The 25,253-nt window shown below is 69.3% G+C and carries 25 protein-coding genes and 1 tRNA gene; 13 read left to right on the forward strand and 13 right to left on the reverse strand.

Annotated features, from left to right (window positions below; genetic code table 11):
• Nucleotides 1–206: 206 nt before the first annotated feature.
• Nucleotides 207–283: transfer RNA gene (locus tag FV234_RS04250), tRNA-Pro, on the reverse strand.
• A gap of 202 nt (nt 284–485) precedes the next feature.
• Here FV234_RS04250 and FV234_RS04255 point away from each other — a divergent pair.
• The 3 genes from FV234_RS04255 to FV234_RS26910 all read left to right on the forward strand — a co-directional run bounded on the left by FV234_RS04255 (nt 486) and on the right by FV234_RS26910 (nt 1,639).
• Nucleotides 486–1,016 (forward strand): metallophosphoesterase, encoded by a 531-nt coding sequence (locus tag FV234_RS04255; protein WP_147763861.1) that lies wholly within the window; start codon nt 486–488, stop codon nt 1,014–1,016.
• A gap of 119 nt (nt 1,017–1,135) precedes the next feature.
• Nucleotides 1,136–1,426, forward strand: coding sequence for a hypothetical protein (locus FV234_RS04260; RefSeq protein WP_246686112.1), 291 nt, complete (start codon nt 1,136–1,138; stop codon nt 1,424–1,426).
• Between the two features lie 90 nt (nt 1,427–1,516).
• Entirely contained in the window at nt 1,517–1,639 is a 123-nt protein-coding gene (locus FV234_RS26910) for a hypothetical protein (protein WP_281406043.1), read from the forward strand.
• 15 nt (nt 1,640–1,654) lie between these two features.
• Here the strand turns inward: FV234_RS26910 and FV234_RS04265 are convergent, their stop codons facing one another.
• Nucleotides 1,655–1,861 (reverse strand): hypothetical protein, encoded by a 207-nt coding sequence (locus FV234_RS04265; protein ID WP_348643052.1) that lies wholly within the window; start codon nt 1,859–1,861, stop codon nt 1,655–1,657.
• A 232-nt stretch (nt 1,862–2,093) separates the two neighbouring features.
• Between FV234_RS04265 and uvrB the strand changes: the two genes are divergently transcribed.
• Nucleotides 2,094–4,796: an excinuclease ABC subunit UvrB gene (gene uvrB / locus FV234_RS04270; RefSeq protein WP_147828211.1), complete on the forward strand. Its 2,703-nt coding sequence runs from the start codon at nt 2,094–2,096 to the stop codon at nt 4,794–4,796.
• Nucleotides 4,797–5,046: 250 nt separating this feature from the next.
• Nucleotides 5,047–6,471: a hypothetical protein gene (locus FV234_RS04275; protein ID WP_147828212.1), complete on the forward strand. Its 1,425-nt coding sequence runs from the start codon at nt 5,047–5,049 to the stop codon at nt 6,469–6,471.
• A gap of 21 nt (nt 6,472–6,492) precedes the next feature.
• Here the strand turns inward: FV234_RS04275 and FV234_RS04280 are convergent, their stop codons facing one another.
• The 4 genes from FV234_RS04280 to FV234_RS04295 all read right to left on the reverse strand — a co-directional run bounded on the left by FV234_RS04280 (nt 6,493) and on the right by FV234_RS04295 (nt 11,630).
• Nucleotides 6,493–7,494, reverse strand: a complete 1,002-nt coding sequence (locus FV234_RS04280; RefSeq protein WP_147763866.1) for an ABC transporter substrate-binding protein — start codon at nt 7,492–7,494, stop codon at nt 6,493–6,495.
• A gap of 13 nt (nt 7,495–7,507) precedes the next feature.
• Nucleotides 7,508–8,296, reverse strand: coding sequence for an ABC transporter permease (locus tag FV234_RS04285; RefSeq protein WP_147828213.1), 789 nt, complete (start codon nt 8,294–8,296; stop codon nt 7,508–7,510).
• A 25-nt stretch (nt 8,297–8,321) separates the two neighbouring features.
• On the reverse strand, nt 8,322–9,149 hold the full coding sequence (locus FV234_RS04290) for an ABC transporter ATP-binding protein (protein ID WP_187273573.1): 828 nt from the start codon (nt 9,147–9,149) through the stop codon (nt 8,322–8,324).
• 156 nt (nt 9,150–9,305) lie between these two features.
• Nucleotides 9,306–11,630 (reverse strand): lytic transglycosylase domain-containing protein, encoded by a 2,325-nt coding sequence (locus tag FV234_RS04295; protein WP_147828215.1) that lies wholly within the window; start codon nt 11,628–11,630, stop codon nt 9,306–9,308.
• Between the two features lie 203 nt (nt 11,631–11,833).
• On the opposite strand from FV234_RS04295, the gene dapA reads away from it, so the two are divergent.
• The 3 genes from dapA to FV234_RS04310 all read left to right on the forward strand — a co-directional run bounded on the left by dapA (nt 11,834) and on the right by FV234_RS04310 (nt 14,004).
• Nucleotides 11,834–12,733: a 4-hydroxy-tetrahydrodipicolinate synthase gene (gene dapA / locus FV234_RS04300; RefSeq protein WP_147763870.1), complete on the forward strand. Its 900-nt coding sequence runs from the start codon at nt 11,834–11,836 to the stop codon at nt 12,731–12,733.
• A 21-nt stretch (nt 12,734–12,754) separates the two neighbouring features.
• Nucleotides 12,755–13,228: an SsrA-binding protein SmpB gene (gene smpB / locus FV234_RS04305; RefSeq protein ID WP_147753492.1), complete on the forward strand. Its 474-nt coding sequence runs from the start codon at nt 12,755–12,757 to the stop codon at nt 13,226–13,228.
• A gap of 203 nt (nt 13,229–13,431) precedes the next feature.
• Complete coding sequence (locus tag FV234_RS04310) at nt 13,432–14,004, forward strand: peroxiredoxin (RefSeq protein WP_147763871.1); 573 nt, start codon at nt 13,432–13,434, stop codon at nt 14,002–14,004.
• Here FV234_RS04310 and FV234_RS04315 read toward each other — a convergent pair.
• From FV234_RS04315 to rpoZ, 4 genes are all read right to left on the reverse strand, one after another.
• Entirely contained in the window at nt 14,001–14,663 is a 663-nt protein-coding gene (locus tag FV234_RS04315) for an NYN domain-containing protein (RefSeq protein ID WP_147753490.1), read from the reverse strand. The genes FV234_RS04310 and FV234_RS04315 overlap by 4 nt on opposite strands.
• A gap of 339 nt (nt 14,664–15,002) precedes the next feature.
• Nucleotides 15,003–15,593 carry an orotate phosphoribosyltransferase gene (pyrE, locus tag FV234_RS04320; protein ID WP_147763872.1) on the reverse strand — a complete coding sequence of 197 codons (591 nt, stop codon included), beginning with the start codon at nt 15,591–15,593 and terminating at the stop codon, nt 15,003–15,005.
• Between the two features lie 172 nt (nt 15,594–15,765).
• Entirely contained in the window at nt 15,766–18,012 is a 2,247-nt protein-coding gene (locus FV234_RS04325) for a bifunctional (p)ppGpp synthetase/guanosine-3',5'-bis(diphosphate) 3'-pyrophosphohydrolase (RefSeq protein WP_147814170.1), read from the reverse strand.
• Between the two features lie 169 nt (nt 18,013–18,181).
• Nucleotides 18,182–18,592, reverse strand: coding sequence for a DNA-directed RNA polymerase subunit omega (gene rpoZ, locus FV234_RS04330; protein ID WP_147727742.1), 411 nt, complete (start codon nt 18,590–18,592; stop codon nt 18,182–18,184).
• A gap of 177 nt (nt 18,593–18,769) precedes the next feature.
• On the opposite strand from rpoZ, the gene FV234_RS04335 reads away from it, so the two are divergent.
• From FV234_RS04335 to fabF, 5 genes are all read left to right on the forward strand, one after another.
• On the forward strand, nt 18,770–19,492 hold the full coding sequence (locus FV234_RS04335; RefSeq protein ID WP_147763874.1) for a carbonic anhydrase: 723 nt from the start codon (nt 18,770–18,772) through the stop codon (nt 19,490–19,492).
• A gap of 97 nt (nt 19,493–19,589) precedes the next feature.
• Nucleotides 19,590–20,525, forward strand: coding sequence for an ACP S-malonyltransferase (gene fabD / locus FV234_RS04340; RefSeq protein WP_147763875.1), 936 nt, complete (start codon nt 19,590–19,592; stop codon nt 20,523–20,525).
• A gap of 185 nt (nt 20,526–20,710) precedes the next feature.
• Complete coding sequence (gene fabG, locus FV234_RS04345; RefSeq protein ID WP_147763879.1) at nt 20,711–21,448, forward strand: 3-oxoacyl-[acyl-carrier-protein] reductase; 738 nt, start codon at nt 20,711–20,713, stop codon at nt 21,446–21,448.
• A 302-nt stretch (nt 21,449–21,750) separates the two neighbouring features.
• Nucleotides 21,751–21,990: an acyl carrier protein gene (locus FV234_RS04350; protein WP_066926221.1), complete on the forward strand. Its 240-nt coding sequence runs from the start codon at nt 21,751–21,753 to the stop codon at nt 21,988–21,990.
• Between the two features lie 99 nt (nt 21,991–22,089).
• Entirely contained in the window at nt 22,090–23,352 is a 1,263-nt protein-coding gene (gene fabF / locus FV234_RS04355) for a beta-ketoacyl-ACP synthase II (protein ID WP_147763876.1), read from the forward strand.
• 340 nt (nt 23,353–23,692) lie between these two features.
• Here the strand turns inward: fabF and FV234_RS04360 are convergent, their stop codons facing one another.
• The 3 genes from FV234_RS04360 to FV234_RS04370 all read right to left on the reverse strand — a co-directional run bounded on the left by FV234_RS04360 (nt 23,693) and on the right by FV234_RS04370 (nt 25,232).
• Nucleotides 23,693–24,409, reverse strand: a complete 717-nt coding sequence (locus FV234_RS04360; protein ID WP_147828216.1) for a YidB family protein — start codon at nt 24,407–24,409, stop codon at nt 23,693–23,695.
• A gap of 111 nt (nt 24,410–24,520) precedes the next feature.
• Entirely contained in the window at nt 24,521–24,853 is a 333-nt protein-coding gene (locus tag FV234_RS04365) for a hypothetical protein (protein WP_147762715.1), read from the reverse strand.
• A gap of 91 nt (nt 24,854–24,944) precedes the next feature.
• Nucleotides 24,945–25,232, reverse strand: coding sequence for a hypothetical protein (locus tag FV234_RS04370; RefSeq protein ID WP_348643053.1), 288 nt, complete (start codon nt 25,230–25,232; stop codon nt 24,945–24,947).
• Nucleotides 25,233–25,253 lie beyond the last annotated feature (21 nt).

Genomic DNA, 25,253 nt, shown 5'->3' on the forward strand with positions numbered 1-25,253 from the left:
GTGCTGGCGGACCGGAACCAGGACCCGCTCACGATCCGGCGTCCGACACTGGGTGCGAGACATCATGCGCCTCCCCGTAGACGCCCCCGCACCCTCAACGCTCAAACAGCCAATTCTGCCGTCCTAGAAAAAAAGGCCGGCGCTTGGTGGCGCCGGCCTTTTCTCGGAGCGGCGACATCCACCTTTCGGCCGACGTCCCGTTTTATTGGTCGGAGTAGCAGGACTTGAACCTGCGACCCCCTGTCCCCCAGACAGGTGCGCTACCGGGCTGCGCTATACTCCGTCACGTCCGCTCCGTCGGGCCGTTCGAGCACCGACACCCCGAAGGGTCCGCGGGTCTTAGCTTTCCGCTCCGGGGCACGCAAGCCCCGTTCCTGCGCTTCGCCGAAACAGCATGCTAGGCCGCAGCGGGCGCAGGCGAAGAAGCCTCTTGCGCGATGCCGGCCGGATCGGACACGACGCGGTGCAGCGCAGGGAGGTCGGCGGTGGCGGTCTATTTCACGAGCGACACCCATTTCGGCGATCCGCGCATCCTGCGGCTCGATCGCCGGCCCTTCGCCGACCTCGCGACGCACGACGCCGCGTTGATCGCGAACTGGAATCGGGTCGTCGGCGCCGACGATAGCGTCTGGCATCTCGGCGACTTCGCCCTCGGACCGCCGCGGGAGCGAGTCCACGCGATCCTCGCCGGCCTTCACGGCGTGAAGCACCTGATCGTCGGCAACAACGACGGCCCCGACACCCTCGACGCGCCGGGCTGGGCCTCGATCGCGCATTACGCGGAGATCGCGGTGGAGGGTCGCGGCTTGGTGCTGTGCCATTACGCCTTCCGGACCTGGAACGGCATCGGCCGCGGCGTGCTCAACCTGCACGGCCATTCCCACGGGCAGCTGCGCACTGCGCCCAAACAGTACGATGTCGGCGTTGACGCCCAGGGGTTCGTGCCGGTGGACCTTGCCGCGATCCTGATTTCGCGCCGCAGCCGCAGCGCAGCGAAAGCGGAACCATCGGTCTAGCTCCGCCGTTGTGCGCTCATACCGGCGGTTGAAAGACACCGGTCGAATACTTCGCCTCTTCCAGCGTACTGCTTACGTGATTGTCTTCACGGTGGCCCATGACCCGATCTGAGACACCGATGCTGGCCGTGTTCGGCCTGGTCCTCTCCCTCGCCCCGGCGTTCGCGGCGCCGGCGTGCCTCGAGGCTCGCGCCAAGATCGACGAGGCTTCGGCCCTTCGCTACCAGGCGAGGCAGGAAGCCCGGCTCGGAAACCACGACCGCGTCTGCGACACGCTCGACGAGGTCGGCGACCGCTACAACGACGCCCGCGACGGCTTCGAGGATTGCGGCGCCGGCGTTGTCGCGATCGATCTTCGCACCGAGTTGCGAAACCTTCGCATCGCCAAACGCGTAAACCGCTGCGACTGACCGGGTGCGCGCCCGCACCGCAAAGCCTCTTCGTTCCCACCATCGTCACATCGAGCGCGACGCTGCACGTCGCCGACAGGGCCAGCCGCCATGACCACCGAGACCCAGACCGTTGCCGTCCCGACCGGTCCCTCCTTCGCCGCCGCGCTCTGCGGGTTCCTGAGCACCACCGCCGCGACGACCATGCTCATGTTCCTGCTGAGCAGCGTCTGAGCCGGACGGACATGCTCAAGGCGCGACGGACCAGAACCGGCGCCGATTGAAGAGCATCTCCTGCGTGCCGATGGTCGGCGCGGCCGCCACGGGCGGCGGGCATGCCGGCTCCGCCCGTGGCGGAGCCGCCATCAGGGTCATCGGCGTGGCGGGGAACAGGCCAAGCCGCTGCTGGATGTCCGGGTTGCGTGCGCCGGCGATCGCGGCGATGCCGACGATCAACGCCCCGGCCACAGCTCCCAGAACGAAGTTCATCATCCCACACGATTCCCGCGGTCCGACCCACCCACGGCCCGCACGCCGCGTGTGATCGCGCAAGCCGGCGGCATTGCGGCGGGATCGGCCGTCGTCTCTTGGCAGCGATCACTCCATGCGCCGATCGGCCCCTGGATGAACACCTCACGCGGAGGTGGTGCCCCTTCCGTCATGGCACTGGCCACGCCATATTTCTCCCATGGCAATACCGAAGAAGCCCCGGCACGTCTCAGCGACCGGAAAGGCCGACCGGCCGGACGTTCAGCCGCTCGACCCGTTCCTGGCGCAGCTGCTGAGTCCCGCCCTCGCCCGCAAGCCCCAGATCCAGTCCGAGCGGCAGGCGGAGCTTCCGCGGCCGGGCCAGCGCAAGCCAGCCAAGGCGAAGCCGGCTCCGAAGACTGAAGCGAGAGAACCCACCGGCTTCGGCGAAGCGCCGCAGCGCGGCTTCACCACCGCACCCGGTGCCGAGATCGATCCGGCTCTTGCGCAGGCGCTCGGCCTGACCCCGCCCGAAGACGGGCCGGCGCCGGAAGGCGCACCGGACCAATCATCGCTGGCCTCCGACGGCGTCTCGGCGACGGTGGATGCCCTGCAGCGGTTGCTCGAAGAGGGCAACCCGCTGTTCAAGAACGGGGAGACTTGGGTTCCGCACCGGCCGGACCGGCCGGCGAAGTCCGAGGGCGGCAAGCCGTTCCGCCTCGAATCCGAGTTCACGCCGGCGGGCGACCAGCCCACCGCCATCGCCGAGCTCGTGAAGGGCGTGAAAGCCAATGAGCGCGACCAGGTGCTGCTCGGCGTGACCGGCTCGGGCAAGACCTTCACGATGGCGAAGATCATCGAGGAGACTCAGCGACCGGCCCTGATCCTCGCGCCGAACAAGACGCTGGCGGCGCAGCTTTACGGCGAGTTCAAGAGCTTCTTCCCCGACAACGCAGTGGAATATTTCGTCTCCTACTACGACTACTACCAGCCCGAGGCCTACGTGCCGCGCTCGGACACCTTCATCGAGAAGGAATCGTCGATCAACGAGCAGATCGACCGGATGCGGCACTCGGCGACCCGGGCGCTGCTCGAGCGCGACGACGTCATAATCGTCGCGTCGGTCTCGTGCATCTACGGCATCGGCTCGGTCGAGACCTACACGGCGATGTCGTTCACGGTGACGTTGGGCGAGAAGATCGAGCAGCGCCAGCTCGTCGCCGACCTCGTGGCGCTGCAGTACAAGCGCATCCAGTCAGACTTCGCCCGCGGCACCTTCAGGGTGCGCGGCGACGTGATCGAGCTGTGGCCGGCTCACTTGGAGGACCGCGGCTGGCGCATCGGCCTGTTCGGCGACGAGATCGAGGGGATCGTCGAGTTCGACCCGCTCACAGGCAAGAAGATCAACGAGCTGAAGTTCGTGAAGGTCTACGCCAACTCGCACTACGTCACGCCGCGACCGACGCTGCAGCAGGCGATCAAGGGGATCAAGAACGAGCTCAACGGCCGCGTCGAGGAGCTGACCAAGATGGGCCGTCTGATCGAGGCCCAGCGCATCGAGCAGCGCTGCACATTCGACATCGAGATGATCGAGGCGACGGGCGCCTGCAACGGCATCGAGAACTATTCGCGCTACCTCACCGGCCGCAAGCCCGGCGAGCCGCCGCCGACCCTGTTCGAGTACCTGCCCGACAACGCGTTGGTCTTCGCCGACGAGAGCCACGTCACCGTTCCGCAGATCGGCGGCATGTACCGGGGTGACTTCCGCCGGAAGGCGACGCTCGCCGAATACGGCTTCCGCCTGCCCTCCTGCCTCGACAACCGTCCGCTGCGATTCGAGGAATGGGACGCGATGCGGCCGCAGACGGTCAACGTCTCAGCCACGCCCGGCAAGTGGGAAATGGAGCAGACCGGCGGCGTCTTCGCCGAGCAGGTGATCCGCCCCACCGGCCTCGTCGACCCGGTGATCGAAATCCGCCCGGCGCGGAGCCAGGTCGACGACCTGCTCGGCGAGGTGCGCGAGGTTGCGCTCGCTGGCTACCGCACCCTCGTCACCACGCTGACCAAGCGCATGGCCGAGGACCTGACCGAGTACCTACACGAGAACTCGGTTCGCGTGCGCTACATGCACTCCGACATCGACACGCTGGAGCGCATCGAGATCATCCGCGACCTGCGGCTCGGCGCCTTCGACGTGCTGATCGGCATCAACCTGCTGCGTGAGGGCCTCGACATCCCAGAATGCGCATTGGTCTGCATCCTCGATGCCGACAAGGAAGGCTTCCTGCGCTCCGAGACCTCGCTGGTGCAGACCATCGGCCGCGCCGCCCGCAACGCCGACGCGCGCTGCATCCTCTACGCCGACCACATCACCGGCTCGATGGAACGGGCGATGGCCGAGACCGAGCGCAGGCGGCAAAAGCAGCTCGCCTACAATCTCGAGCACGGCATCACGCCCCAGAGCGTGAAGCGCGGGATCAGCGACATCCTCAGCAGCGTGTTCGAGCGCGACCGCGTCCAGGTCGACACCGGGATGGCGGAGATCACCGTCGGCCACAACCTCAAGGCAGTGATGGCCGACCTGGAGAAGCGGATGCGCACCGCCGCCGCCGACCTCGACTTCGAGGAGGCCGCACGCCTGCGCGACGAGCTGAAGCGCCTCCAGGCGACGGAGCTGATGATCTCCGACGACCCGATGGCGCGGCAGGCCGACGTGGAGCGGGACGCCGGCAAGTACGGCCGCAGGGCGCCGCGCGGCTCCGGCACGCGCATTTCGAAGCCGACCCTGGACAACATGGGGCCGGGCACCGACCGCGAGCTGCCGGCGAACGCCGTCGCCTGGACCGAGCGGCCGAAGCCGCGCTCGACCCAGGGGCTCGGCGGCCAGAAGCCGAAATACAAGGGGGGCGGCGGCCGGCGCTGAACGCGCCGGTCGCAGGTCCGGACGCGACCTCGACAAGCCGATCGTTTTTAAGTGGAGGCTTGGGTCGGGCACCCGCGGCTGCATCCGATACACGCCTGCGGCCGACACGAAAAAAACAACCGCGGGTTGTATTTTCAAACTCTCGTTAAGCATTCGCGCTCAGGTTGCATGAGCCATGCAATGGGTCTCTCGCGTTGTGTTTTACGACGCGATGCAGCCTCCCGGCATGGGTCCCAGTCGGAGTGCTCCCATGTCTCGTCGCCAGAACCGCGCCTCCGCGCGTCCGTCCACGCTCGCGCAGGGTCGCGCCGCCCTTCGCCCGCACGACGTCATCGCGATTCCGATGCTGAGTGGGGTGCTTCTCCTGGGCACCTCCGGCTTGGCCCAGGCCCAGCTCCTGCGCGGAACGCTCGATACGGTGACCTCCGTGGTGAACGGAACCACCGGGAGCTTGGCGACCGTTGATGCAACGCTCGGTGGTGGTTCCCTCGCCACCGTCGGAGCGACCGTCGGTGGTGGCAGCGTCGCCAATGTCGGAGCCACCGTCGGCGGTAGCTCGGTCGCCGATGTCGGCGCAACGGTCGGCGGGGGAACCGTCGCAAGCGTCGGCGCCACAGTTGGTGGTGGACCAGTTGCTACTGTCGGCGCAACGGTCGGCGGCGGCACCCTGGTCGACGTGGGCGCGACCGTCGGCGGAGGAACTGTCGCAAGCGTCGGGGCGACGGTCGGCGGGGGCTCCATCGCCGGCGTCGGCGTGACCATCGGCGGCGGCACTGGAACCGGCACCGGCGGCACGGGGGGCGGAACCGCCTGCAATCCATGCACCGGTGGAGCGGGCACAGGCGGTGGCACTGGCACCGGCGCTGGCGGAACCGGCGCCGGCGGGACCTACGACCCCACCCGCGTCGCGTTGTTCGAGCTGCGGCTGTCGAACGTCGAGAAGCTGCCGATCCGCGGTAACAACACCAGCTCGTTCCCGCTTCCGGCCGCAGGCGGCGCGGACGCGCTCGCGGCCGGCTATGGTGCTTCCGCCGGGGGGGGCAGCGCGACGGCGCTCGGGACGCAGGCGAACGCCGCCGGCGACGGGTCGATCGCCATCGGCCGCAGCGCCTCGGCGACACAAGCCAACGCGATCGCCATCGGCCCCGGCGCCCGGACCACCCGCGCGAACCAGGTCGCGATCGGCAACGGCTCAAATACCTATACGCTCGGCGGGATCGGGTCGGCCCAGAGCGCTGCGGCCCAGTCCGGCGAGACGCGGTTCGTCACCTCGGACACCGCAGGAAACCTCGCCACCTCGGGCTACGGCCCTAGCACGATCGCCGGCCTCGGCTCCCGCCTCGACTCGGCGGAGGGGCGGCTCGGCGGAGTCGAGGCCCGCGTCGGCACCCTCGAATCGCGCACCAACGCCCTATCGCAGTATAGCACCGAGACGCGTCGCGAGGCCCGCCAGGGCGTCGCCACCGCGCTGGCGATGCCGACCGCCTCGATGCCCTCGGCACCCGGCCGCACCACTTGGGTGCTGAACAGCGCGACCTACCGCGGCGAGTGGGCCGGCGGCGCGGCGCTCTCTCACCGTCTGCCGACTGCGGTCCCGCTGGCGATCAACGTCGGCTACGCCTACGGCGGAGACGGCGGCCACGGGGTGCGAGCCGGTCTTGGCGGCGAATTCTGAGCGCCCGCGGCCCTGCCGTAATCAGCCCATCGCGCGCTTGATGAAGCGGTCGTCGAAAGTGGTCGCAAGGTCGATCTGCGCACTCTGCATCTCCGCGTCCAGCGTCCGCACCAGGTCGAGGACGCTGGTCATGCCCTCCTGGGTCGGGATGCCGGTGCGCGAGTAGCTTTCGAGCGACTTGCCCACCGCTTGGACGTAGAGCGCCCGGTCGCCGAACTGGTAGGTGGCGGGCACGAGGTCGGCGATCGCCTCGGGCGAGGCTGTGGCAAGCCACTTGAGCGCCTTGGCGAAAGCGTTGACCACCCGCTGCATCGCCGCCGGGTGGTGCTCGATCCAATCCTGCTTGGTGTAGACCACCGCCGCCGGGTTCGGTCCGCCGAAAAGGGCGCGGGTCCCGGCCTCGGTGCGGGTGTCGACGAGGATCTGGATGTCGCCGTCGGCCTCCAGCTTGGCGATGACCGGGTCGAGGTGGGCGATCGCGTCGATCTCGCCGCGCTTGATCGCGGCGACGGCGCCGGCCCCGCCGCCGATGCCGATGAGCGGCGCGTCGGTGGCCTTCAGCCCGGCCTTGATCATCGCGAACTGCACCGCGAGCGCCGTGGACGAGCCCGGCGCGGTCACGCCGACCTTCCGGCCCTTGAAGTCGGCGACGGACTTCACCGTGCCGGCGAGGTCCTTGCGCACGGCGATGACGATCGCCGGCAGGCGACCGAGTTCGCACACGGCGCGGACGTCCTGACCCTTGGCCTGCATGCGGATCGTGTGCTCGTAGGCCCCGGTGACGACGTCGACCGAGCCGCCGACCAGCGCCTGCAGCGAGCGGGCGCCACCGCCGAAATCGGAGATCTCGGCCTCGACGCCCTCCTCCGCGAAGTAGCCCTTCCGCTCGGCAACCGTCAGCGGCAGGTAGTAGAGCAGCGGCTTGCCGCCGACCCCGATCCGCACCTTCACGGTGTCGGCTTGCGCGTCCCTGCAAGCGGCGAGCACCGCGGCGGATCCGGCGAGGAATGAGCGGCGGTGCATCGCAAACGTCCTTTCAGTTCCGTCCCTGCGGGCCGCGCGGGCGCCAGGCCAGGAGGCGGTTCTCGGCCAGGGTGACGAGGGCGTCGATCAGGACGACGAACACGGTGAGGATCAACATCCCGGCGAAGACGCCCGTCACGTCGAACACGCTCTCGGCCTCGTGGATCTTGTAGCCGAGCCCGGCCGACGCGCCGAGATATTCGCCGACCACCGCCCCGACCAGCGCGAAGCCCACCGCGGTGTGGAGCGAGGAGAACATCCAGGTGAGCGCCGACGGCCAGTAGACGTGGCGCAGCAGCCCGCGCTCGCTCATCCCGAGCATGCGGGCGTTGTCGCGTACCATCGGGCTGACCTCGCGCACCCCCTGGTAGACGTTGAAGAACACGATGAAAAACACCAACGTGAACCCGAGGGCCACCTTGGACCAGATGCCGAGGCCGAACCACAGAGCGAAGATCGGTGCCAGCACCACCCGCGGCAGGGCGTTGGCCGCCTTGATGTAGGGGTCGAACACCGCGGCCAGCAACGCGTTGCGCGCGAACAGGAAGCCGAAGGCGATGCCGCCCGCAGCCCCGAACGCGAACGCCAGCACCGTCTCCTGCAGAGTGATCGCGATGTGGCCCCAGATCTCGGGCGACGTGATCTCGGTCCAGGTCCGCGCCAACACCGCGCCGGGAGTCGAGAAGAAGAACTGGATCTGCCGCGGCTGGCCGAGCACTGGGTAGAAGGTGAGCACGTGCCAAATCGCGAAGCCCGCTACCCCGACGAGGATCTGGAGCGCGAGCAGGCCGAAACGGTTCACCGGCGGGTCTCCGAAGGGTGAGGCGTCATGCCGGCCCGTTCGCGTAGGCGCGCGAGACCTCGACGCGCAGGCAAGACCAGATCCGCTGGTAGAGCGCGTGGAACTGCAGGTCGAGGCGGATCTCGGCGATGTCCCTCGGCCTAGTCAGGGCGACGGGGAAGTCGCCGACGACCCGCGCCGCCGGCCCGGCCGACAGCACCACGACCCGGTCCGCCAGGCCGATCGCCTCCTCCAGGTCGTGGGTGACGAACAGCACCGCCTTGCGGTCGGCGGCCCAGAGGTCGAGCAGCAGGTTACCCATGATCTGCCGGGTCTGCGCGTCGAGCGGCCCGAACGGCTCGTCCATCAGCAGGATCTCGGGGTCGCGGATCAGCACCTGAGCGAGGGCCACGCGCTTGCGCTGCCCCCCCGAGAGCGTGTGCGGATAGCGGTCGGCGAAGGTGGCGAGGCCGACGCGCCCGAGCCACTCGCCCGCCCCTGCGCGGGCCGCGGCGCGGGGGACGCCCTTCGGCTCGAGGGCGACGGCGACGTTGTCGAGCGCGGTCTTCCACGGCATCAGCGCATCGGACTGGAAAAGGTAGCCGGCCCGGCCGTTCAGGCCTCGCAGCGGCGCGCCGAACGCCGCGACGCGGCCGGACGCGGGCTTCAGCAAGCCGGCCGCGGCGTTAAGCAGGGTCGACTTGCCGGACCCGGTCGGGCCGACGACGGCGACGAACTCCCCGGGCGCGACCGCGAGGTCGATTCCCTCCACCGCGACGTAGCGCCGGCCGCCCTTCAGGGGGAACGCGATCGCGACGTCTTCGAAGTCGAGGGCGTTCGGTCTGCCGGTGGGCGAGAAGTCTCGATCGTCCACGCTCCCCTCCCCCGGCGCCCGCGCGGGATCCGGCAGGTCATCGGGTCTCGATAGAGGGGCCTAGGCGGCAGGCCAAGGGGTTGCGCTCTGACATCACTCGCAACCTTCCATGCCCCGCAGAGGGGAAGGGAAAGCGCCTGCGCTGCGGACGCCTCCTCAGCGCGCCCCGCGGTGCAGGTCGCCGTCGATCAGCAGTGCGCTCTTGTTGTCGAGGCGCGTGCGATAGACCTGCAGATTCTCCATCACCCGCTGGACGTAGTTGCGGGTCTCGGTGAACGGGATGCGTTCGACCCAGTCGATCGCGTCCACGTCGCCCTTGCGTGGGTCGCCGTAGGCGTCGATCCACTTCTTCACGTTGCCGCCGCCGGCATTGTACGAGGCGAAGGCGAGGATGTACGAGCCGCGCCAATCCTCCATCAGCTCGCCGAGATGAGCCTGGCCGAGGCGCGCGCTGTAGATCGCGTCGGTGCCGAGCCGCTCAGGATCGTAGGCCGCAGAGACCCGGCGGGCGGTTCGCTGGGCGGTGGCCGGCATCATCTGCATCAGGCCGCGGGCGCCGACGCCGGACTGGGCGCGGGGGTCGAACTGGCTCTCCTGGCGCGCGATGGCGAACACCATCGCCTTCTCGACCAGTGGCACCGAGCCGAACGCCTCGTAGGTCGGGATGCCGATGGTGGGGTAGGCGTGGGCGTCCAGCGGCAGCCCGCGCTGGACCGCGAGCTTGCCGACGGCGACGAGGGCGCGGGCGTCCTTCATCTCGACGGCGAGGTCGCCGAGCGCCTGCACCTCGCGGGCATCCGTCAGGCGCTGCGCGGTGTCGATGTAGAGCGGCAGCGCCATCTCCTTCAGCGAAGCCGCCGCCAGCAGGCGCAGGGCACGGATGCAGAGCCGGTCGTCGAAGGCGGCGCGCGCAGGGCCGTCGAGATCGGCCGGCGCGCGGAGCGCGAGGCTTGTCTGGCCGAGCTTGGCCCGAGCGAGTTGCCCGTAATAGGCGATCGGCTGCAGCGCGGCGGTCTCATAGAATCCCTTGGCCGACTCGGCCTGCCCGAGGGCGTCCGCCGCCCGGCCCTGCCAGTAGGCGGCGCGGGCAATCGAGATCGGCGTCTCGGCGATGCCGGCGGCCAGCGCGAAGTGGCGGGCGGCGGCCTCGGGGTCGCCGCCGAAGCGCAGGGCGATCCAGCCGGCGTGGAACTCGGCCTCGATCCGCTTCTCCACCGTGCGGGCCGGGTTGGCGCTCGCCACCGCGTAGGCGGTCTTGGCGTCGCCGAGATCGATCAGCTTGCGCGCGACGATGCGGCGCTCGACCCACCACTCGTCGCCATCGACGAGCACGTCGAGGTTGCTCGGCGCGGTCGCCAGCACGGCGGCCGCCTCGGCCGGCTTGTCGGCCCGGCGCAGGAACTGGGCGCGGGACAGGATGTACGAGCTGTCGTTGCGCAGGGACGGCGGCACCGCGGCTAGCGCCGAGGCCGCTCCCGAGCTCTTGTCCTCGACGGCCCGTCGCGCCCGCACCAGGCTGGCGTAGGCGCCGCCCGCGTAGGTCGCGGCCCGGCCGGCCGCCTCCCAGTCCTCCTTCAGCAGCGCGCGCTCCATGCGGTAGCGGTGGTCGATGCGGGTGAGCACGCCGGGGAAGGCGTCGGCGACCTTGCCTTCGAGCGAACGGCCGAAGGTCTCGGAGCGCCACAGGTCGCGCACGAGGTCGGCGGCGTCCCCGTCGAGGCCGTCCGCCTTGAAGGCGAGCGCCAGGGCGAACTTGCCGGGCGCGCTCGCCGGCCGGGAGGCGCCGAAGAAGGCGCGCACCGTCGCCGGGTTCTTGCGCTCGGAGAGCAGGGCCTCCTCGGCGCGACGCCGCAGCAGCGGGCCGGCTGGCCAATCCGGGTTGGCGCGGGTGAAGGCGACGGTGCGCTCGAAGCCGATGCCCGCGCCGGCGCGGATCGCGACCCATTCGAGTAGTGCCTTGGCGGCGGGGTCCGAGAAGCCGTCGCGCAGGCGGTCGCCGTCCGCGACTTTGCCCTTGCGGTAGAAGTCGATCGCCTGGCGCAGCTGGGCGACGTCGGTGTCGCCGACCCGCGCGATCGGGCCGAGGCCCGGCACCTCCGGCACGGGGGCGGCCGGCGTCACGGTGGCGTCCGGCAGCGGGAAGGCGACCGGCGCGTCGGGATCGGCGGAAGCGTAGGCCGCAGCGCCGGGCGGAAGCGCCTGCCCGGTGGCGAGCGGCTTCGACGGGCCGGCCTCGCTCGCGGTCTTGGGATCGAGCTTGAGCGCGTCGGCGGCGACCGGGTCGGGCGCGGCCTTCGCGCCCTCCACCTGGCTCGCGGGCGCGATGGCGTCGCTGGCGGGCGGCGTCGGCTGCGAGGCGGCCGGCGCCGGCGCGGCCGGCAAGTCCGCGGAGGGCAGGCCCGCGGAGGGGGCGGCAAGCGCCACGCCCGCGGTCAGCGCGAGGCCGAGGGCGACGATCTGCGAGCGTGTGAGGGACGCCATGGATGCGGTCACTCCCTGGGACCCGGTTTCGACGGATGCCGGCAAAGGACAGCCTCGGGCCGGAGCGTTAAGAACGCATTAACCGCGTGCGCGAAGGGTTTGCGCGGGGGGGGCGGAAGCCCTATGTCTGCGCCGCCCGCAACATGGCGCCGGACCACCGGCGACTGCCGGACCGGGCGAAGTGACCGGCTGGGACGCCCGAGATGACCGAGACCACTGCGCGCCGCCTGCGGGGCTCCATGACCGCACTGGTGACGCCGTTCCGCGACGGCGCCTTCGACGAGGCGGCGTTCCGAAAGTTCGTGGCTTGGCAGATCGAGCAGGGCAGCCACGGCCTGGTCCCGACCGGCACCACCGGCGAGAGCCCGACGCTCACCCACAGCGAGCACGACCGCGTGGTCGAATCCTGCATCGACGAGGCCGGCGGCCGCGTGCCGGTGATCGCCGGCGCCGGGTCGAACTCCACGACGGAGGCGGTCGAGCGGGCGCGGCACGCGGAGAAGGCGGGCGCCGACGCGGTGCTCGTGGTCACGCCCTACTACAACAAGCCGACGCAGAACGGGCTCTACGCCCACTTCAAGGCCGTCAACGACGCGGTCGGCATCCCGATCATCATCTACAACATTCCTCCGCGCTCCGTCGTCGACATGAGCGTCGAGACGATGGCGCGCCTGTTCGAACTCAAGAACATCGCCGGGGTGAAGGACGCGACCGCCAAGATCGATCGCGTCAGCCTTCAGCGCCAGGCCATGGGCGAGGGTTTCATCCAGCTTTCAGGCGAAGATGCGACCGCGCTCGGCTACAACGCCCACGGCGGCCACGGCTGCATCTCCGTGGTCTCGAACGTGGCGCCGAGGCTCTGCGCCGACTTACAGGAGGCGACGCTGTCCGGCGACTACGCCAAGGCGCTGCAGCTACAGGACCGGCTGCTACCGCTCCAGGTCGGGCTGTTCGCCGAATCGAACCCCTCCCCGGTGAAGTATGCCCTGGAGCGTCTCGGCCACATGAGCGCCGACGTGCGCCTGCCGCTGGTTCCGGTCTCGGACGAGACCAAGGCGATCGTCGACGCGGCCCTACGCCATGCCGGCCTCCTGGCCAGCTGACGCCGCGCACCAAAGAAACCGATGGCTCCCAAACCCGAACCGAACCGCCGCATCGTCGCCGACAACCGCGCCGCACGCTTCCACTATGCGATCGAGGACACCCTGGAGGCCGGTATCTCATTGACCGGCACCGAGGTGAAATCGCTGCGCAGCGGCCGCGCGACCATCGGCGAGGCCTATGCTGGGCCATCCGGCGGCGACCTGATGCTGTTCAACGCCTACATCCCGGAATACGTCCAGGCGAGCCGCTTCAACCACGAGACCAAGCGCCCGCGGCGCCTGCTGCTGCATCGCCGCCAGATCGACAAGTGGATCGGCGCGACGCAGCGCCAGGGCTACACGGTGGTGCCCTTGAAGATCTACTTCAACGAAAAGGGCCGTGCGAAGGTCGAGCTCGGCCTCGGCAAGGGCAAGCAGGCCCACGACAAGCGCGAGGCCAGCAAGGAGCGCGACTGGCAGCGCGATCGCGCTCGGATTTTACGCGACCGGGGGTAGGTCTCGGATCGCTGCACGCAGGCCGCCACGCCGGGCAACGGGAACACGGATCGCGCCAAAACCCCAACGCACCTCCCCTCCCCCTTTGCGGAGGAGGGAAGGCGAGGATGCCTCACGCAATGTTAGAGTTCGACGGTACGCCTGAGAGTGCGAGCCGTAACGCCGCTTCTCGCACGCCTCTCCCCTTGAGTCGGAGCGACGCCATGGATCCGAACCTTGCCCTGCCCGCCGACCTCCCCGCCCCGATCGACGACGGCGCGGCGGCGCATCTGGTCGAGATGCGCCTGCCCGACGTGTCGCTGGCCGCGACCGACGGGACTCGCGTTTCGCTGGCGAAGTGCGCCGGCCGCACGGTGGTCTTCGCCTATCCGCGCACCGGGGAGCCGGGGAAGCCGAACCTCGTGCCCGACTGGGATGCGATCCCCGGTGCGCGCGGCTGCACCCCGCAGGCCTGCGGCTTTCGCGATCTGCATGAGGATCTGAAGGCCCGGGGCGTCGCGCAGGTGCACGGGCTGTCGACGCAGACGAGCGCCTACCAGCGCGAGGCGGTGGAGCGCTTGCAACTGCCATTCACGCTGCTGTCGGACGCGTCCCGCGCCTACGCCATGGCGGTGCGCCTTCCGACCCTCGAGACAGCTGGCACCATCCTGCTGCGGCGGCTCACCCTCGTCATCGACGACGGAGTCGTGACGAAGGTGTTCTACCCGGTGTTCCCGCCCGATCGCAGCGCCGCCGACGTGATCGCCTGGCTCGATGCGGAGGCCATGAAGCCCTAGTCGGCGTCGGGCGCGTCCGGCGCGCCGTTCTGGCCCTGGCGGATGCCGTAGCGGCTTTCGAGGCCGGGATTCGGGCGCGTCGGCCGCTCCGCGTTGTCGCGCATGCGGTCCCCGGCCGGGCGGACCTGACGCTCTCCCGAGTCGCGGCCGACCTTGCCGATCAGCTGGACGAGGTCGACGAATTCGTCGGCCTGACGCCGGAGGTCGTCGGAGATCATCGCCGGCTGGGTCTGGATGGTCGAGACCACCGTCACCTTCACGCCGCGACGCTGCATCGCCTCGACGAGCGACCGGAAGTCGCCGTCGCCGGAGAACAGCACCATGTGGTCGATGTAGGCGCTGAGCTCGAGCGCGTCGATCGCGAGCTCGATGTCCATGTTGCCCTTGATCTTGCGGCGGCCAAGGGAGTCGGTGAACTCCTTGGCCGGCTTGGTCACAACGCGGTAGCCGTTGTAGTCGAGCCAATCGATCAGCGGACGGATCGAGGAATATTCCTGATCCTCGACCATGGCGGTGTAGTAGAACGCCCGGATCAGGTTGTCCCGGCCCTGGAATTCCTTCAGCAGCCGCTTGTAATCGATATCGAACCCGAGAGCTTTCGTCGTGGCGTAGAGGTTGGCGCCGTCGATGAACAAGGCGCTGCGTTGTAGTGCACTCATGGCACGATCCATCTTTGAAATATCGACACAGGAAAATCACGCCGCGTGCCGCGCCTACGATGCAGGCGAACGACACGCATCAATGTTACGGCTGCCAAATCGCACAAACGGATGAAAATCGAATTTATTTTTTTCAAAACGCAGGCGACGGTTCGCAATAGTAACCGCTCGGTATTCTTGAGGGGCGCCGACGAACGTGTCAAGCTCGGGCATAAAATCGGCCGCCCATCGCTTGTGGTAATGCAACCTCGTCGATACTTTTGAGAACAATTAAGCAACGACTGATCGACATCTATCTCCCGGCAGATCAGATTAGATCCACCGGATGCTCGGTCGTGATCAAGCCTTCGTCATCACCCGGCTTCCGGGCTTCACCGGCGGCAGCGCGGCGAGTTCCGGCGGCAGGGCGTCGGGGGGATAGGCCGGGATATCGAGGGTTACAAGCGAGACCAGGGGTAGGCCGATCTCGCCGCGGCCGCCCGATCGGTCGATCAGGCAGGCGGCCCCGACGACCTCGCCGGGCTCCGCCTGGAGCGAGGCGAGGCATTCGCGGGCGGAGAGCCCCGTCGTGACGATGTCCTCGACGATGACCGCGCGCTGGCCCGCCGGGATGCTGAAGCCGCGCCGCAGGGTGAACGGTCCGCCGGGATCGCGCTCGACGAAGATCGCCCGCGCCTCGAGGTGGCGTGCGGTCTCGTAGCCCGGCACGATACCGCCGATCGCTGGCGAGACGACGATGTCGACCTTGCCGAACCGCGCCGTGATGACGGCGGCCAGCGCCTTGCACAGGCGCTCCGTGCGCGGCGGCTCGGAGAAGATGGCCATCTTCTGCAGGAAGACCGCCGAACGCAGGCCGGAACTCAGGATGAAATGGCCTTCGAGCAGCGCGCCCGCATCGCGGAATTCCGCCAAGACTTCGTCCGGACTCATGCGCGCGTGGCTCCTGGCGGGATTGGATGCAGACGCTGCGCTTGTGGCAGCGGCGGCAGGGGGAGGCAAGCCGCTGACCGTGCAGGGTGCGGCGTCGGCGGCGCCCAGCCGAGCGGCCGCCGTCCAAAAGATCCTCCCCATCATGCCGGGGCGGCCCGAACGAACGGCAGCCCTATCCGTTCACCCGGTCCACCCGGCTCACCGTGCGCTTGCCCCTGAGTTCCGCGACGATCGCGTTGAGGTGCTGCAGGTCCCAGACCGAGAGGTCGATGACGATGTCGGTGAAGTCCTGGGTGCGGCGCTTCATCGATAGGTTGTCGATGTTCCCGTCGTGGTCGGCGATGACCTGGGCGATCTGCGCCAGCACGCCGGGCTCGTTGATCGATTGGGTGGCCAGCCGCGCCGGGAAGCGCTCGGTGGCGTCCGCCTCGATGTCCCAGCGCACGTCGAGCCAGCGCTCGGGCTCGTTGTCGAAGGCGGCCAGCGCCGCCGACTGGATCGGGTAGATCGTCACGCCGACGCCGGGCGTAAGGATGCCGACGATGCGGTCGCCGGGCACCGCACCGCCATCCGGTGCGAAGCTGACGGGCAAGTCGCCGGCCAGCCCACGGATCGGAATCGCGTCGGTGCCGTCCGCCGTGCCGCCGCCGGGGAAGGTCAGGCGCATGGTCTGGTCCTTCGTGCGGATCAGCCGGCCGGCACCGTTGACGACCGGCTGCGCGACCCCCGCCGGCCCGGTCTTCCGCTCGTCCTTGTAGTCCGGGTAGACGCCGCGCACGACGTCGCCCGAGAACATCTCGCCGCGCCCCACCGCCGCGAACACGTCCTCGACCGAAGTGCGGGCCAGGCGCGGGAGCGCGCCGCGCAGCTTGTCGTCGGAAAAGCTCTTGCCCGCCCGCTCGAAGGCACGGTCGAGGATCTGGCGGCCAAGGCCTGCATATTGCCGGCGCACCGCCGAACGGGTGGCGCGGCGGATCGCGGCGCGGGCCTTGCCGGTGACGACGAGCGATTCCCAGGCGGCCGGCGGCGCGGCCCCGTCCGAGCGCGAGATCTCGACCTCGTCGCCGTTGGCGAGCTCGTGCAGCAGCGGCGCCATCCGGCCGTTGATCTTGGCGCCCACAGCGGAGTTGCCGACATCGGTGTGCACCGCGTAGGCGAAGTCGATCGGCGTGGCGCCGCGCGGCAGGGCGATCAGGCGGCCCTTCGGCGTGAAGCAGAACACCTGGTCCTGGAACAGCTCGAGCTTGGTGTGCTCCAGGAACTCCTCGGGGCTGTCGCCCTCGGCCAGCAGCTCGATCGTGCGGCGCAGCCACTGGTATGCGCCGCTTTCGGCGGCGAGGCGTGGGGCGACGCCGCCTTCCGACTCGCGGCCGGCGGGAAGCTTGGCGGCCTCCTTGTAGTGGGCGTGGGCGGCGATGCCGTACTCGGCGATGTCGTCCATCGTGCGGGTGCGGATCTGCAGCTCGACGCGCTGGCTCTTCGGACCGATCACCGTGGTGTGGATCGAGCGGTAGTCGTTCTGCTTCGGGGTGGAGATGTAGTCCTTGTAGCGCCCCGGCACCATCGGCCAAGTGGTGTGCACGACGCCGAGTGCGGCGTAGCAATCGTCCAGCGTCTCCACCACGACGCGGAAGCCGAACACGTCGGACAGCTGCTCGAAGGCGACGGACTTTCGCTCCATCTTCGACCAGATCGAGAACGGGCGCTTCTGCCGGCCCGTGACGGCAGCCTCGATCCCGCGGGCGGACAGCTTCGCTGTCAGGTCGCGCTCGATCGTGTCGACCAGGCTCTCGGACTTCGCCGTGAGGTCGGAGAGCCGCCGGGTGACGGTGGCGTAGATGTCGGGTTTGAGGTTGCGGAAGGACAAGTCCTCCAGCTCCTCGCGCAGCTCCTGCATGCCCATACGGCCGGCGAGCGGCGCGTAGATGTCCAGCGTCTCCTGCGCGATCCGCTCGCGCTTGTCCGCGCGCATGTGCTGGAGGGTGCGCATGTTGTGCAGGCGGTCGGCGAGCTTGACGAGCAGCACGCGCACGTCCGCCGCCACGGCGAGCAGCAGCTTGCGGAAGTTCTCGCCCTGGGCCGCGCGCTTCGAGACCATGTCGAGGCGCTTGAGCTTGGTCAGGCCGTCGACCAGCGCGCCGATCTCCGGACTGAACAGCTCGCGGATCTCGTCGAGGGTCGCCGCCGTGTCCTCGACGGTGTCGTGCAGCACGGCCGCGACGATGGTCGCGTCGTCGAGGCGCAGGTCCGTGAGGATCGCGGCGACTTCGAGCGGGTGGGCGAAGAACGGATCGCCCGACGCCCGCTTCTGCGTGCCGTGCGCACGCATGGCGTAGACGTAGGCTCGGTTGAGCAGCGCCTCGTTCGTCGCGGGGTTGTAGCGCTTCACCCGCTCGACGAGTTCGTACTGGCGCATCATCCGCCGGGAGACCCTTTCCGATCCGGTTCGAACCGAAGTCTCACGCAAGCCGCGGGCCTGCGCCAGCCCCGATCGCGTCGCAGGGCGAGATACATGAAGACTCGCGCCAAGCAAAAGGCCCGGCGTCGCCGCCGGGCCTGATCTACGCCATCGCGTGACGGCGCCGGGGCTACTCGCCCTCGTCGTCGGTCTCGACCGGGGGCGCGAGGTTCTCGAGGCCGCGGAGCAAGTCTTCCTCGCTCATGCGGTCGAACTGCGGCGCGGAATCGTCGCTCGCGGCGGTCGGCGAGACCGCGGCGGCGGTCGGCGAGCTCGACAGCAGCGGCACGGCCTCGGCCTCCGGCTCGTCGACCTCGACGTACTTCTGCATCGAATGGATCAACTGTTCCTTGAGGTCGTCGGCGGTGATCGTCTCGTCGCCGATCTCGCGGAGCGCCACGACCGGGTTCTTGTCGCGGTCGCGGTCCACGGTAAGCGGGGCGCCGGCGGCGAGCAGGCGGGCGCGGTGGCTCGCGAGCAGGACGAGCTCGAACCGGTTCTCGACCTTCTCGATGCAATCTTCGACGGTGACGCGAGCCATGCGCAGCGGCTCCTTCCAGCGGATACGGGGGATGTCGGGCGGTGCCGGCTCATACACCGGATGCGGTTTGGCAACAAGCACAGCGGTTTGGAAGCGGACGCCCTTTACAGTCTCGCTCGGAAACAGTCAGAAACGATCGACCGGAGCGGGTCGTCGTCCGGCATGCGGGAGCACGACATGACCGATCGCCTGAGCCGGCGCCACCTCCTCGGCTGCGGCTGCCACCTCGGCGGTGCCGCTCTCGCCGCCACCGCCCTGCCCACCAGTGCCTTCGCCGCGAGCCTGTCTTCCAAGAAGACCGACATGAGCCCCGATCAGGCGCTCAAGGTGATGAAGGACGGCAACGCCAGCTATCTCACCGACTCGCCGGTGCGGGCGGCACAGGGGCGCGAGCGCCGCATCGAGATCGCCCTCGGGCAGACGCCGTTCTGTGTCCTGGTGAGCTGTTCCGATTCGCGCGTTTCGCCCGAGATCCTGTTCGGCCGCGGCCTAGGAGAGCTGTTCATCGTGCGCAACGCCGGCAACACCGCCGACACAGCCGCCACCGGCTCGATCGAGTACGCGGTCTCGCAGCTCGGCGTGCCACTGGTCCTGGTGATGGGCCACAGCCGCTGCGGAGCCGTCGAGGCGGCGGTGAGCGTGGTTCGGGACAACGCACAGTTCGCCGGCTCGATCGGGCGGATGATCGAGCCGATCGTTCCGGCCGTCCTCTCGGTTCGCGACAAGGCCGGCGATTTCGTCGAGCACGCGGTGCGCGCCAACGTGAGCCGCGTGGTCTCCCGCTTGCGCACCGCCTCCGAGCCGTCGCTGCTCGATCCGCTGAAGGCGGGCAAGCTCCGCATCGTCGGGGCCGCCTACAGCCTCGACACCGGCAACGTCGACTTCTTCGACGAGGGCTGACACCCTCGCCGGTTTGTGCGCTGCATTGTTGACACCTGCGGCGGGCGGTGCGACTGCGCCGCCCTTTCCGAGCAACGGGGTAGGCGACGGAGCGACCGTGCGGGCACTTATCTTTCCGGGCCAGGGCAGCCAGGCCGTCGGCATGGGCAAGGCGCTGGCAGAGGCCTTCCCGCAGGCGCGCGCAGTGTTTTCGGAGGTGGACGAGGCGCTGAGCCAGCCGCTCGCGCGCCTGATGTTCGAGGGTCCGATCGAGGCGCTGACGCTGACCGCCAACGCCCAGCCGGCGCTGATGGCCGCGAGCCTCGCGGCGTTGCGGGTTCTGGAGGCCGAGCGCGGTCTCGACCTCGCGCGGGATGTCGCCTTCGTCGCCGGCCACTCGCTCGGCGAGTATTCGGCGCTGGCCGCCGCCGGCAGCCTGACGATCGCCGACACCGCGCGCCTGCTGCGCATCCGCGGTGAGGCGATGCAAGCGGCCGTCGCCCCGGGCGACGGCGCCATGGCGGCGCTGATCGGCGCCGACACCGAGACCGCTGCCGCGATCGCGGCGGAGGCCGCCGATGGCGTGGTCTGCGATGTGGCCAACGACAACGGCGCCGGCCAGGTCGTGCTGTCGGGCGACAAGGCCGCGGTGGAGCGCGCCGTGGCGATCGCGCAGGCACGCGGGATCAAGCGGGCGGTGATGCTCAACGTCTCCGCGCCGTTCCATTGCCGCCTGATGCAGCCCGCCGCGGATGCCATGCGCGCGGCCCTCGACGCGGTGACGTTGCGCGCGCCCATCGTCCCCCTCTACGCCAACGTGCTCGCCGCCCCGGTCTCCGATCCGGCCGCGATTCGCCAAAACCTCGTGGCGCAGGTGACGGGCACGGTGCGCTGGCGCGAGAGCGTCGCGGCCATGGCCGCAGCAGGCGTCGACACGTTCTACGAGGTCGGCTCCGGCAAGGTGCTGTCCGGCCTCGTCAAGCGGATCGCATCGGGCGCATCCGCGACGCCGGTCGGCACGCCGGAGGATGTGGCTGCATTCCCTCGGAGCTAGGGAAGGCAGCGCGGGTCCCCTCTCGCGTTCGGGAGAGGGACAGGGTGAGGGGTCAGGTCTTTCCGGAGAGGGCATACCCCTCACCCCCAACCCTCTCCCGCAAGGGAGAGGGGGCCGGTCACGCCGACCGTGACAGGCCCCAAAACGCCGCCGATAGAAACCAACTCGACCAACAGGTGATCCCCATGTTCGACCTCACCGGGAAAAAAGCCCTCATCACCGGCGCGACCGGTGGGCTCGGCGGCGCCATCGCGCGGTCGCTGCATGCGCAGGGGGCCACGGTGGCCCTGTCGGGCACCCGCGCCGAGGCGCTGGAAGCCCTGGCCGGCGAACTCGGCGAGCGCGCCCACGTGCTGCCGACGAACCTGTCCGACACCGCCGCCGTCGAGGCGCTGGTGCCGGCGGCGGAAGCCGCGCTCGGCGGGCTCGACATCCTGGTCAACAACGCCGGCATCACCCGGGACAACATCTTCGTGCGGATGAAGGACGAGGAGTGGGACCAGGTCATCGCCGTCAACCTCACGGCCGCGTTCCGGCTGTCGCGGGCGGCGGTGCGGGGCATGATGCGCCGGCGTGCCGGGCGGATCGTCAACATCGGCTCGGTGGTCGGCACCACGGGCAACCCGGGCCAGGGCAACTACGCGGCGGCCAAGGCCGGCCTCGTCGGGCTCACCAAGGCGCTGGCGGCCGAGGTCGCCTCGCGCAACGTCACGGTGAACTGCGTCAGCCCCGGCTTCATCGCCTCGCCGATGACCGACGTTCTGAACGAGAAGCAGCGCGAGGGCATCCTCGGCCGCGTGCCCGCGGGGCGCCTCGGCGAGGGCGCAGAGGTGGCGGCCGCAGTGGTCTACCTGGCCTCGCAGGAGGCGGCCTACGTCACCGGCCAGACGCTGCACGTGAACGGCGGCATGGCGATGGTGTGACGCCATCGCGCGAGGCCCCTCCATCCTGCGGAAAACGCGGCGAAATCGGCGCGCGAACCGCACCGATGAACGCTTCGTGAACCGGGCCTCGCCAGCGTCGAAACCCTGTGTTAACACCCCGGCTGCCGTGCAGGGGGTTGACGGTTCGGCGGGTTCCGAGTCCAAGGCCAACAGGATTTCAGGACCCAGCGCGATCGGTCACCGGCCGCCAGAGACAAGTCCGGCCCGACACCAAGGGCCAACGGCGGCAACGGCGCCATTCCTTTCACCCACGTAACGTGAAGTACCGAGGACCAGCAACGATGAGCGATATCGCTGAGCGCGTGAAGAAGATCGTCGTCGAGCACCTGGGCGTCGAGCCCGAGAAGGTGGTCGAGGGCGCGAACTTCATCGACGACCTCGGTGCCGACAGCCTCGACACCGTCGAGCTCGTGATGGCGTTCGAGGAAGAGTTCAACGTCGAGATCCCCGACGACGCCGCCGAGACCATCCAGACGGTCGGCGACGCGGTGAAGTTCCTCGAGAAGAACTCGGCCGCCTGAGCGGTCGAAACATCCTTCGGGTCGACGCGGCGCGGGCGGGGTGGAAACGCCCGACGCGCCGCACTCGTTGTTGAAGCGGAACGGGTTCGGGATAGCGCGATGCGGCGGGTGGTGGTTACGGGTCTAGGGATGGTCACGCCGCTCGGCAGCGGTGTCGAGCACACCTGGAGCCGGCTGATCGCCGGCGACAGCGGCGCCGGCCCGATCACCACCTTCGAGACCTCCGACCTCGCCTGCCGCATCGCCTGCACCGTGCCCCTCGGGGACGGCGGCGACGGCACATTCAATCCCGACGCCTGGATGGAGCCGAAGGAGCAGCGCAAGGTCGACCCGTTCATCGTCTTCGCGATGGCGGCCGCCGGCCAAGCCCTCGACGATTCCGGCTGGCACCCGAAGAGCTACGAGGACCAGTGCGCCACCGGCGTGATGATCGGTTCGGGCATCGGCGGCATCGGCGGCATCTACGACGCGTCGGTCACCCTCAAGGACAAGGGCCCGCGGCGGATCTCGCCGTTCTTCATCCCCGGGCGGATCATCAACATGGCCTCGGGCCAGGTCTCGATCGCGCATGGGCTGAAAGGCCCGAACAGCGCCGTCGTCACCGCCTGCTCCACCGGCACGCACGCCATCGGCGACGCGGCTCGGCTGATCATGCTGGGCGATGCCGACGTGATGGTCGCGGGCGGCGCGGAATCGCCGGTCGACCGGTTGTCGATCGCGGGCTTCGCCGCCTGCCGCGCCCTCTCCACCGGCTTCAACGACACGCCGACCAAGGCCTCCCGCCCTTACGACAAGGCGCGTGACGGCTTCGTGATGGGCGAAGGCGCCGGCGTGGTGGTGCTCGAGGAGTACGAGCACGCCAAGGCCCGCGGCGCCAAGATCTACGCCGAGGTGGTCGGCTACGGGATGTCGGGCGACGCCTACCACATCACCTCCCCGTCCCCGGACGGCGACGGCGCCTTCCGCTGCATGACGGCCGCGGTGAAGCGCGCCGGCATCGACCCAGGTGCGATCGACTACATCAACGCCCACGGCACCTCGACGCCGATGGGCGACGAACTGGAGCTGCGCGCCGTCGAGCGCCTGCTCGGCGCCTCGGCCGCCGGCATCGCCATGTCCTCGACCAAGTCCGCCGTCGGCCACCTCCTCGGCGCGGCCGGCGCCATCGAGGCGATCTTCTCGATCCTGACCATCCGCGACGGGGTGATCCCCCCGACCCTCAACCTCGACGACCCGAGCGTCGAGACCGCCCTCGACCTCGTGCCGCACGAGGCCAAGCGGAAGCGCGTGGACATCGCGCTGTCGAACTCGTTCGGGTTTGGCGGGACGAATGCGAGCTTGGTGGTGCGGCGGGTCGCCTGAATTCATCGACGCGTCTGAGCACAGCACCGAATTGCTTACTTGAAAAGAGCCCGCGTGATGGCTGGAGCTCTAACTATTTGACCCATGAAACATCTGGGGAAATAATTATAAGATTGTTCGGCTGCTTATCAAAAATATAATTTCATCCAGAAAATCAGTATTTCGTACCATATGCTTGTAACTCTCCATATTACCTCACGTATAAATTTTGATCTAAAAAGCACAATACTTGGGCTCACTGGCTAGATGCAATGTATACCCCTGAAAAATACACGATGATCGCACTTATTCGTGCAGGCATCGTGTATGCTTAAATAACCCTAAAAATTACAGCTTCTAATTACCAAGACTTCCGTTCCCCCAAATCCGGCACCCGTCCCTGCGGCGTGAGCCCGTGCACCACCTCCGGCAGCACCTGAGAGAGCTGGGACAGCAGCGAGTCCCGGTCCATCCCGGTCTGGTTTTGGAGAGCGCAGAGGGTGTCGGGGCCGAGCGCGCGGGCGAGGTCGTGGGGTTCGATGCTGCGGTTGCTGCCGTGGCCGATCCACGAGTCGATGACGTCGCCCAAACCGCCCTGGCGGAAGCGATCGACGAGGCCGTCGAGCCCGCCGAGATCGCCCGCCGTTTCATGTGCGACATGTCCTGGTTGAGGAACCTGGGATCGGTCGCCGGGTCCGTCGAGCATGCCCGAGAGGTCGCTGAAGTCGCCGGGCGGCAGCGGCGGGTCGCGACGGCCGCCCTCCTGGTCGAAGCCGCCGATGTCGCCGGGGTCCTGGCCGGCGCCGTCGTCGGCCGAATGGCCGGGATCGCGGCCGTAGGGTCCGGCGCCGCCAGAGCGCTCAGTGTCGGGGCCGGGCTCCGGCCGGCGCTGGCCGCCGCCGAGAATGTCGCCGAGCGCTCCACCCAGGCCGCCGCTCGCGCCCTTGGCGAGCAGCAGCATCAGCAGGGCCTTCACGATCGGCGACATCGCACCGCCGCCCGCGTTGCCGGCATTGCCCCGTCCGCCGCCGAGCACCTGCCCGAGCACGCCGCCGATCACCGAATCGAGCAGACCCATGGTGCTTTCCTTCGCCTGTGAGGGACGGAGCGCGAGACGCCGCCGCAGGAGCGCATGAAAAAGCCCCCGCCGATCAACGGCGGGGGCGGGGACGAGGTTGCGTCGTGACGGTCAGTGCGCGGCGCGCGTCCGGTCCGGCAAGTGCTGCATCGGGTTCGTCCGCGCGTCGGGGAGGGTCCCGGTGTCCATCACGTCGGTGCTGGGTTTAAGCGCGTGCGGCGCCGCGACGTCGCCGTTCGCGCGCTTGGCGCCGTTCGGCAGGGTCGCAGGGGTGGGCTGGTCGATGTGGCTCGCGGCGGACTGGGCGCGGGCCGGCTCGACGAAATCGCCGAGCAGGGCGACCGCGCCGGACGCGGCAAGGCCGGCGACGAGCAGGGCGGTGGCGGCGAGGCCGGCGCGGGGGCGCAGGCCGATGTGGCGTCGAGCGGAGCGATCGAGTCTCATGGCGTGGGGTCCGTTGCGTGTCTCCGGTGAGCCCGAAGGCTCTGTCTGGAGGGGCAACGCCGGATCGGGGCGCCTTGGTTCCGCGCCATCCTCAGCTTGTCGGGGGATCGTGCGGTCGCACCCGGGCGGACCTCCGGGCGAGCGCACCCAACGCGCAGCCGGCGAGGTGGGACACCAGTATCGCCACCGCGCTCTCCAGCCAGAAACCCTGCACGCCGGGCACGATCCCCGCGATGGCGAGCGCGGCCAGGGCCAGGGTCGCGACCCCGAGCGCGGCGGGGATCGCCGGCCGGGCCGGCAACCCAGTGAAGCCGCCGACGGCGAGGCCGAGCACGAGTGCGGCCAACGATCCCGGCCACAGGCCGGCGAGGAGGAGCATCACGGCAAAACCTTTCCGGAG

The sequence above is a fragment of the Methylobacterium sp. WL8 genome (assembly GCF_008040045.1).
Lineage (GTDB): Bacteria > Pseudomonadota > Alphaproteobacteria > Rhizobiales > Beijerinckiaceae > Methylobacterium > Methylobacterium cerastii.

Coding starts and splice junctions, on each gene's coding strand:
- FV234_RS04335 (WP_147763874.1), top strand. CDS start 18,770: ATGACCGATCGCCTGAGCCGGCGCCACCTCCTCGGCTGCGGCTGCCAC.
- dapA (WP_147763870.1), top strand. CDS start 11,834: ATGACCGAGACCACTGCGCGCCGCCTGCGGGGCTCCATGACCGCACTG.
- rpoZ (WP_147727742.1), bottom strand. CDS start 18,592: ATGGCTCGCGTCACCGTCGAAGATTGCATCGAGAAGGTCGAGAACCGG.
- smpB (WP_147753492.1), top strand. CDS start 12,755: ATGGCTCCCAAACCCGAACCGAACCGCCGCATCGTCGCCGACAACCGC.
- FV234_RS04280 (WP_147763866.1), bottom strand. CDS start 7,494: ATGCACCGCCGCTCATTCCTCGCCGGATCCGCCGCGGTGCTCGCCGCT.
- FV234_RS04260 (WP_246686112.1), top strand. CDS start 1,136: ATGCTGGCCGTGTTCGGCCTGGTCCTCTCCCTCGCCCCGGCGTTCGCG.
- FV234_RS04275 (WP_147828212.1), top strand. CDS start 5,047: ATGTCTCGTCGCCAGAACCGCGCCTCCGCGCGTCCGTCCACGCTCGCG.
- FV234_RS26910 (WP_281406043.1), top strand. CDS start 1,517: ATGACCACCGAGACCCAGACCGTTGCCGTCCCGACCGGTCCCTCCTTC.
- FV234_RS04315 (WP_147753490.1), bottom strand. CDS start 14,663: ATGAGTGCACTACAACGCAGCGCCTTGTTCATCGACGGCGCCAACCTC.
- uvrB (WP_147828211.1), top strand. CDS start 2,094: ATGGCAATACCGAAGAAGCCCCGGCACGTCTCAGCGACCGGAAAGGCC.
- pyrE (WP_147763872.1), bottom strand. CDS start 15,593: ATGAGTCCGGACGAAGTCTTGGCGGAATTCCGCGATGCGGGCGCGCTG.
- fabF (WP_147763876.1), top strand. CDS start 22,090: ATGCGGCGGGTGGTGGTTACGGGTCTAGGGATGGTCACGCCGCTCGGC.
- FV234_RS04295 (WP_147828215.1), bottom strand. CDS start 11,630: ATGGCGTCCCTCACACGCTCGCAGATCGTCGCCCTCGGCCTCGCGCTG.
- FV234_RS04360 (WP_147828216.1), bottom strand. CDS start 24,409: ATGGGTCTGCTCGATTCGGTGATCGGCGGCGTGCTCGGGCAGGTGCTC.
- FV234_RS04325 (WP_147814170.1), bottom strand. CDS start 18,012: ATGATGCGCCAGTACGAACTCGTCGAGCGGGTGAAGCGCTACAACCCC.
- FV234_RS04310 (WP_147763871.1), top strand. CDS start 13,432: ATGGATCCGAACCTTGCCCTGCCCGCCGACCTCCCCGCCCCGATCGAC.
- FV234_RS04370 (WP_348643053.1), bottom strand. CDS start 25,232: ATGCTCCTCCTCGCCGGCCTGTGGCCGGGATCGTTGGCCGCACTCGTG.
- fabG (WP_147763879.1), top strand. CDS start 20,711: ATGTTCGACCTCACCGGGAAAAAAGCCCTCATCACCGGCGCGACCGGT.
- FV234_RS04350 (WP_066926221.1), top strand. CDS start 21,751: ATGAGCGATATCGCTGAGCGCGTGAAGAAGATCGTCGTCGAGCACCTG.
- FV234_RS04365 (WP_147762715.1), bottom strand. CDS start 24,853: ATGAGACTCGATCGCTCCGCTCGACGCCACATCGGCCTGCGCCCCCGC.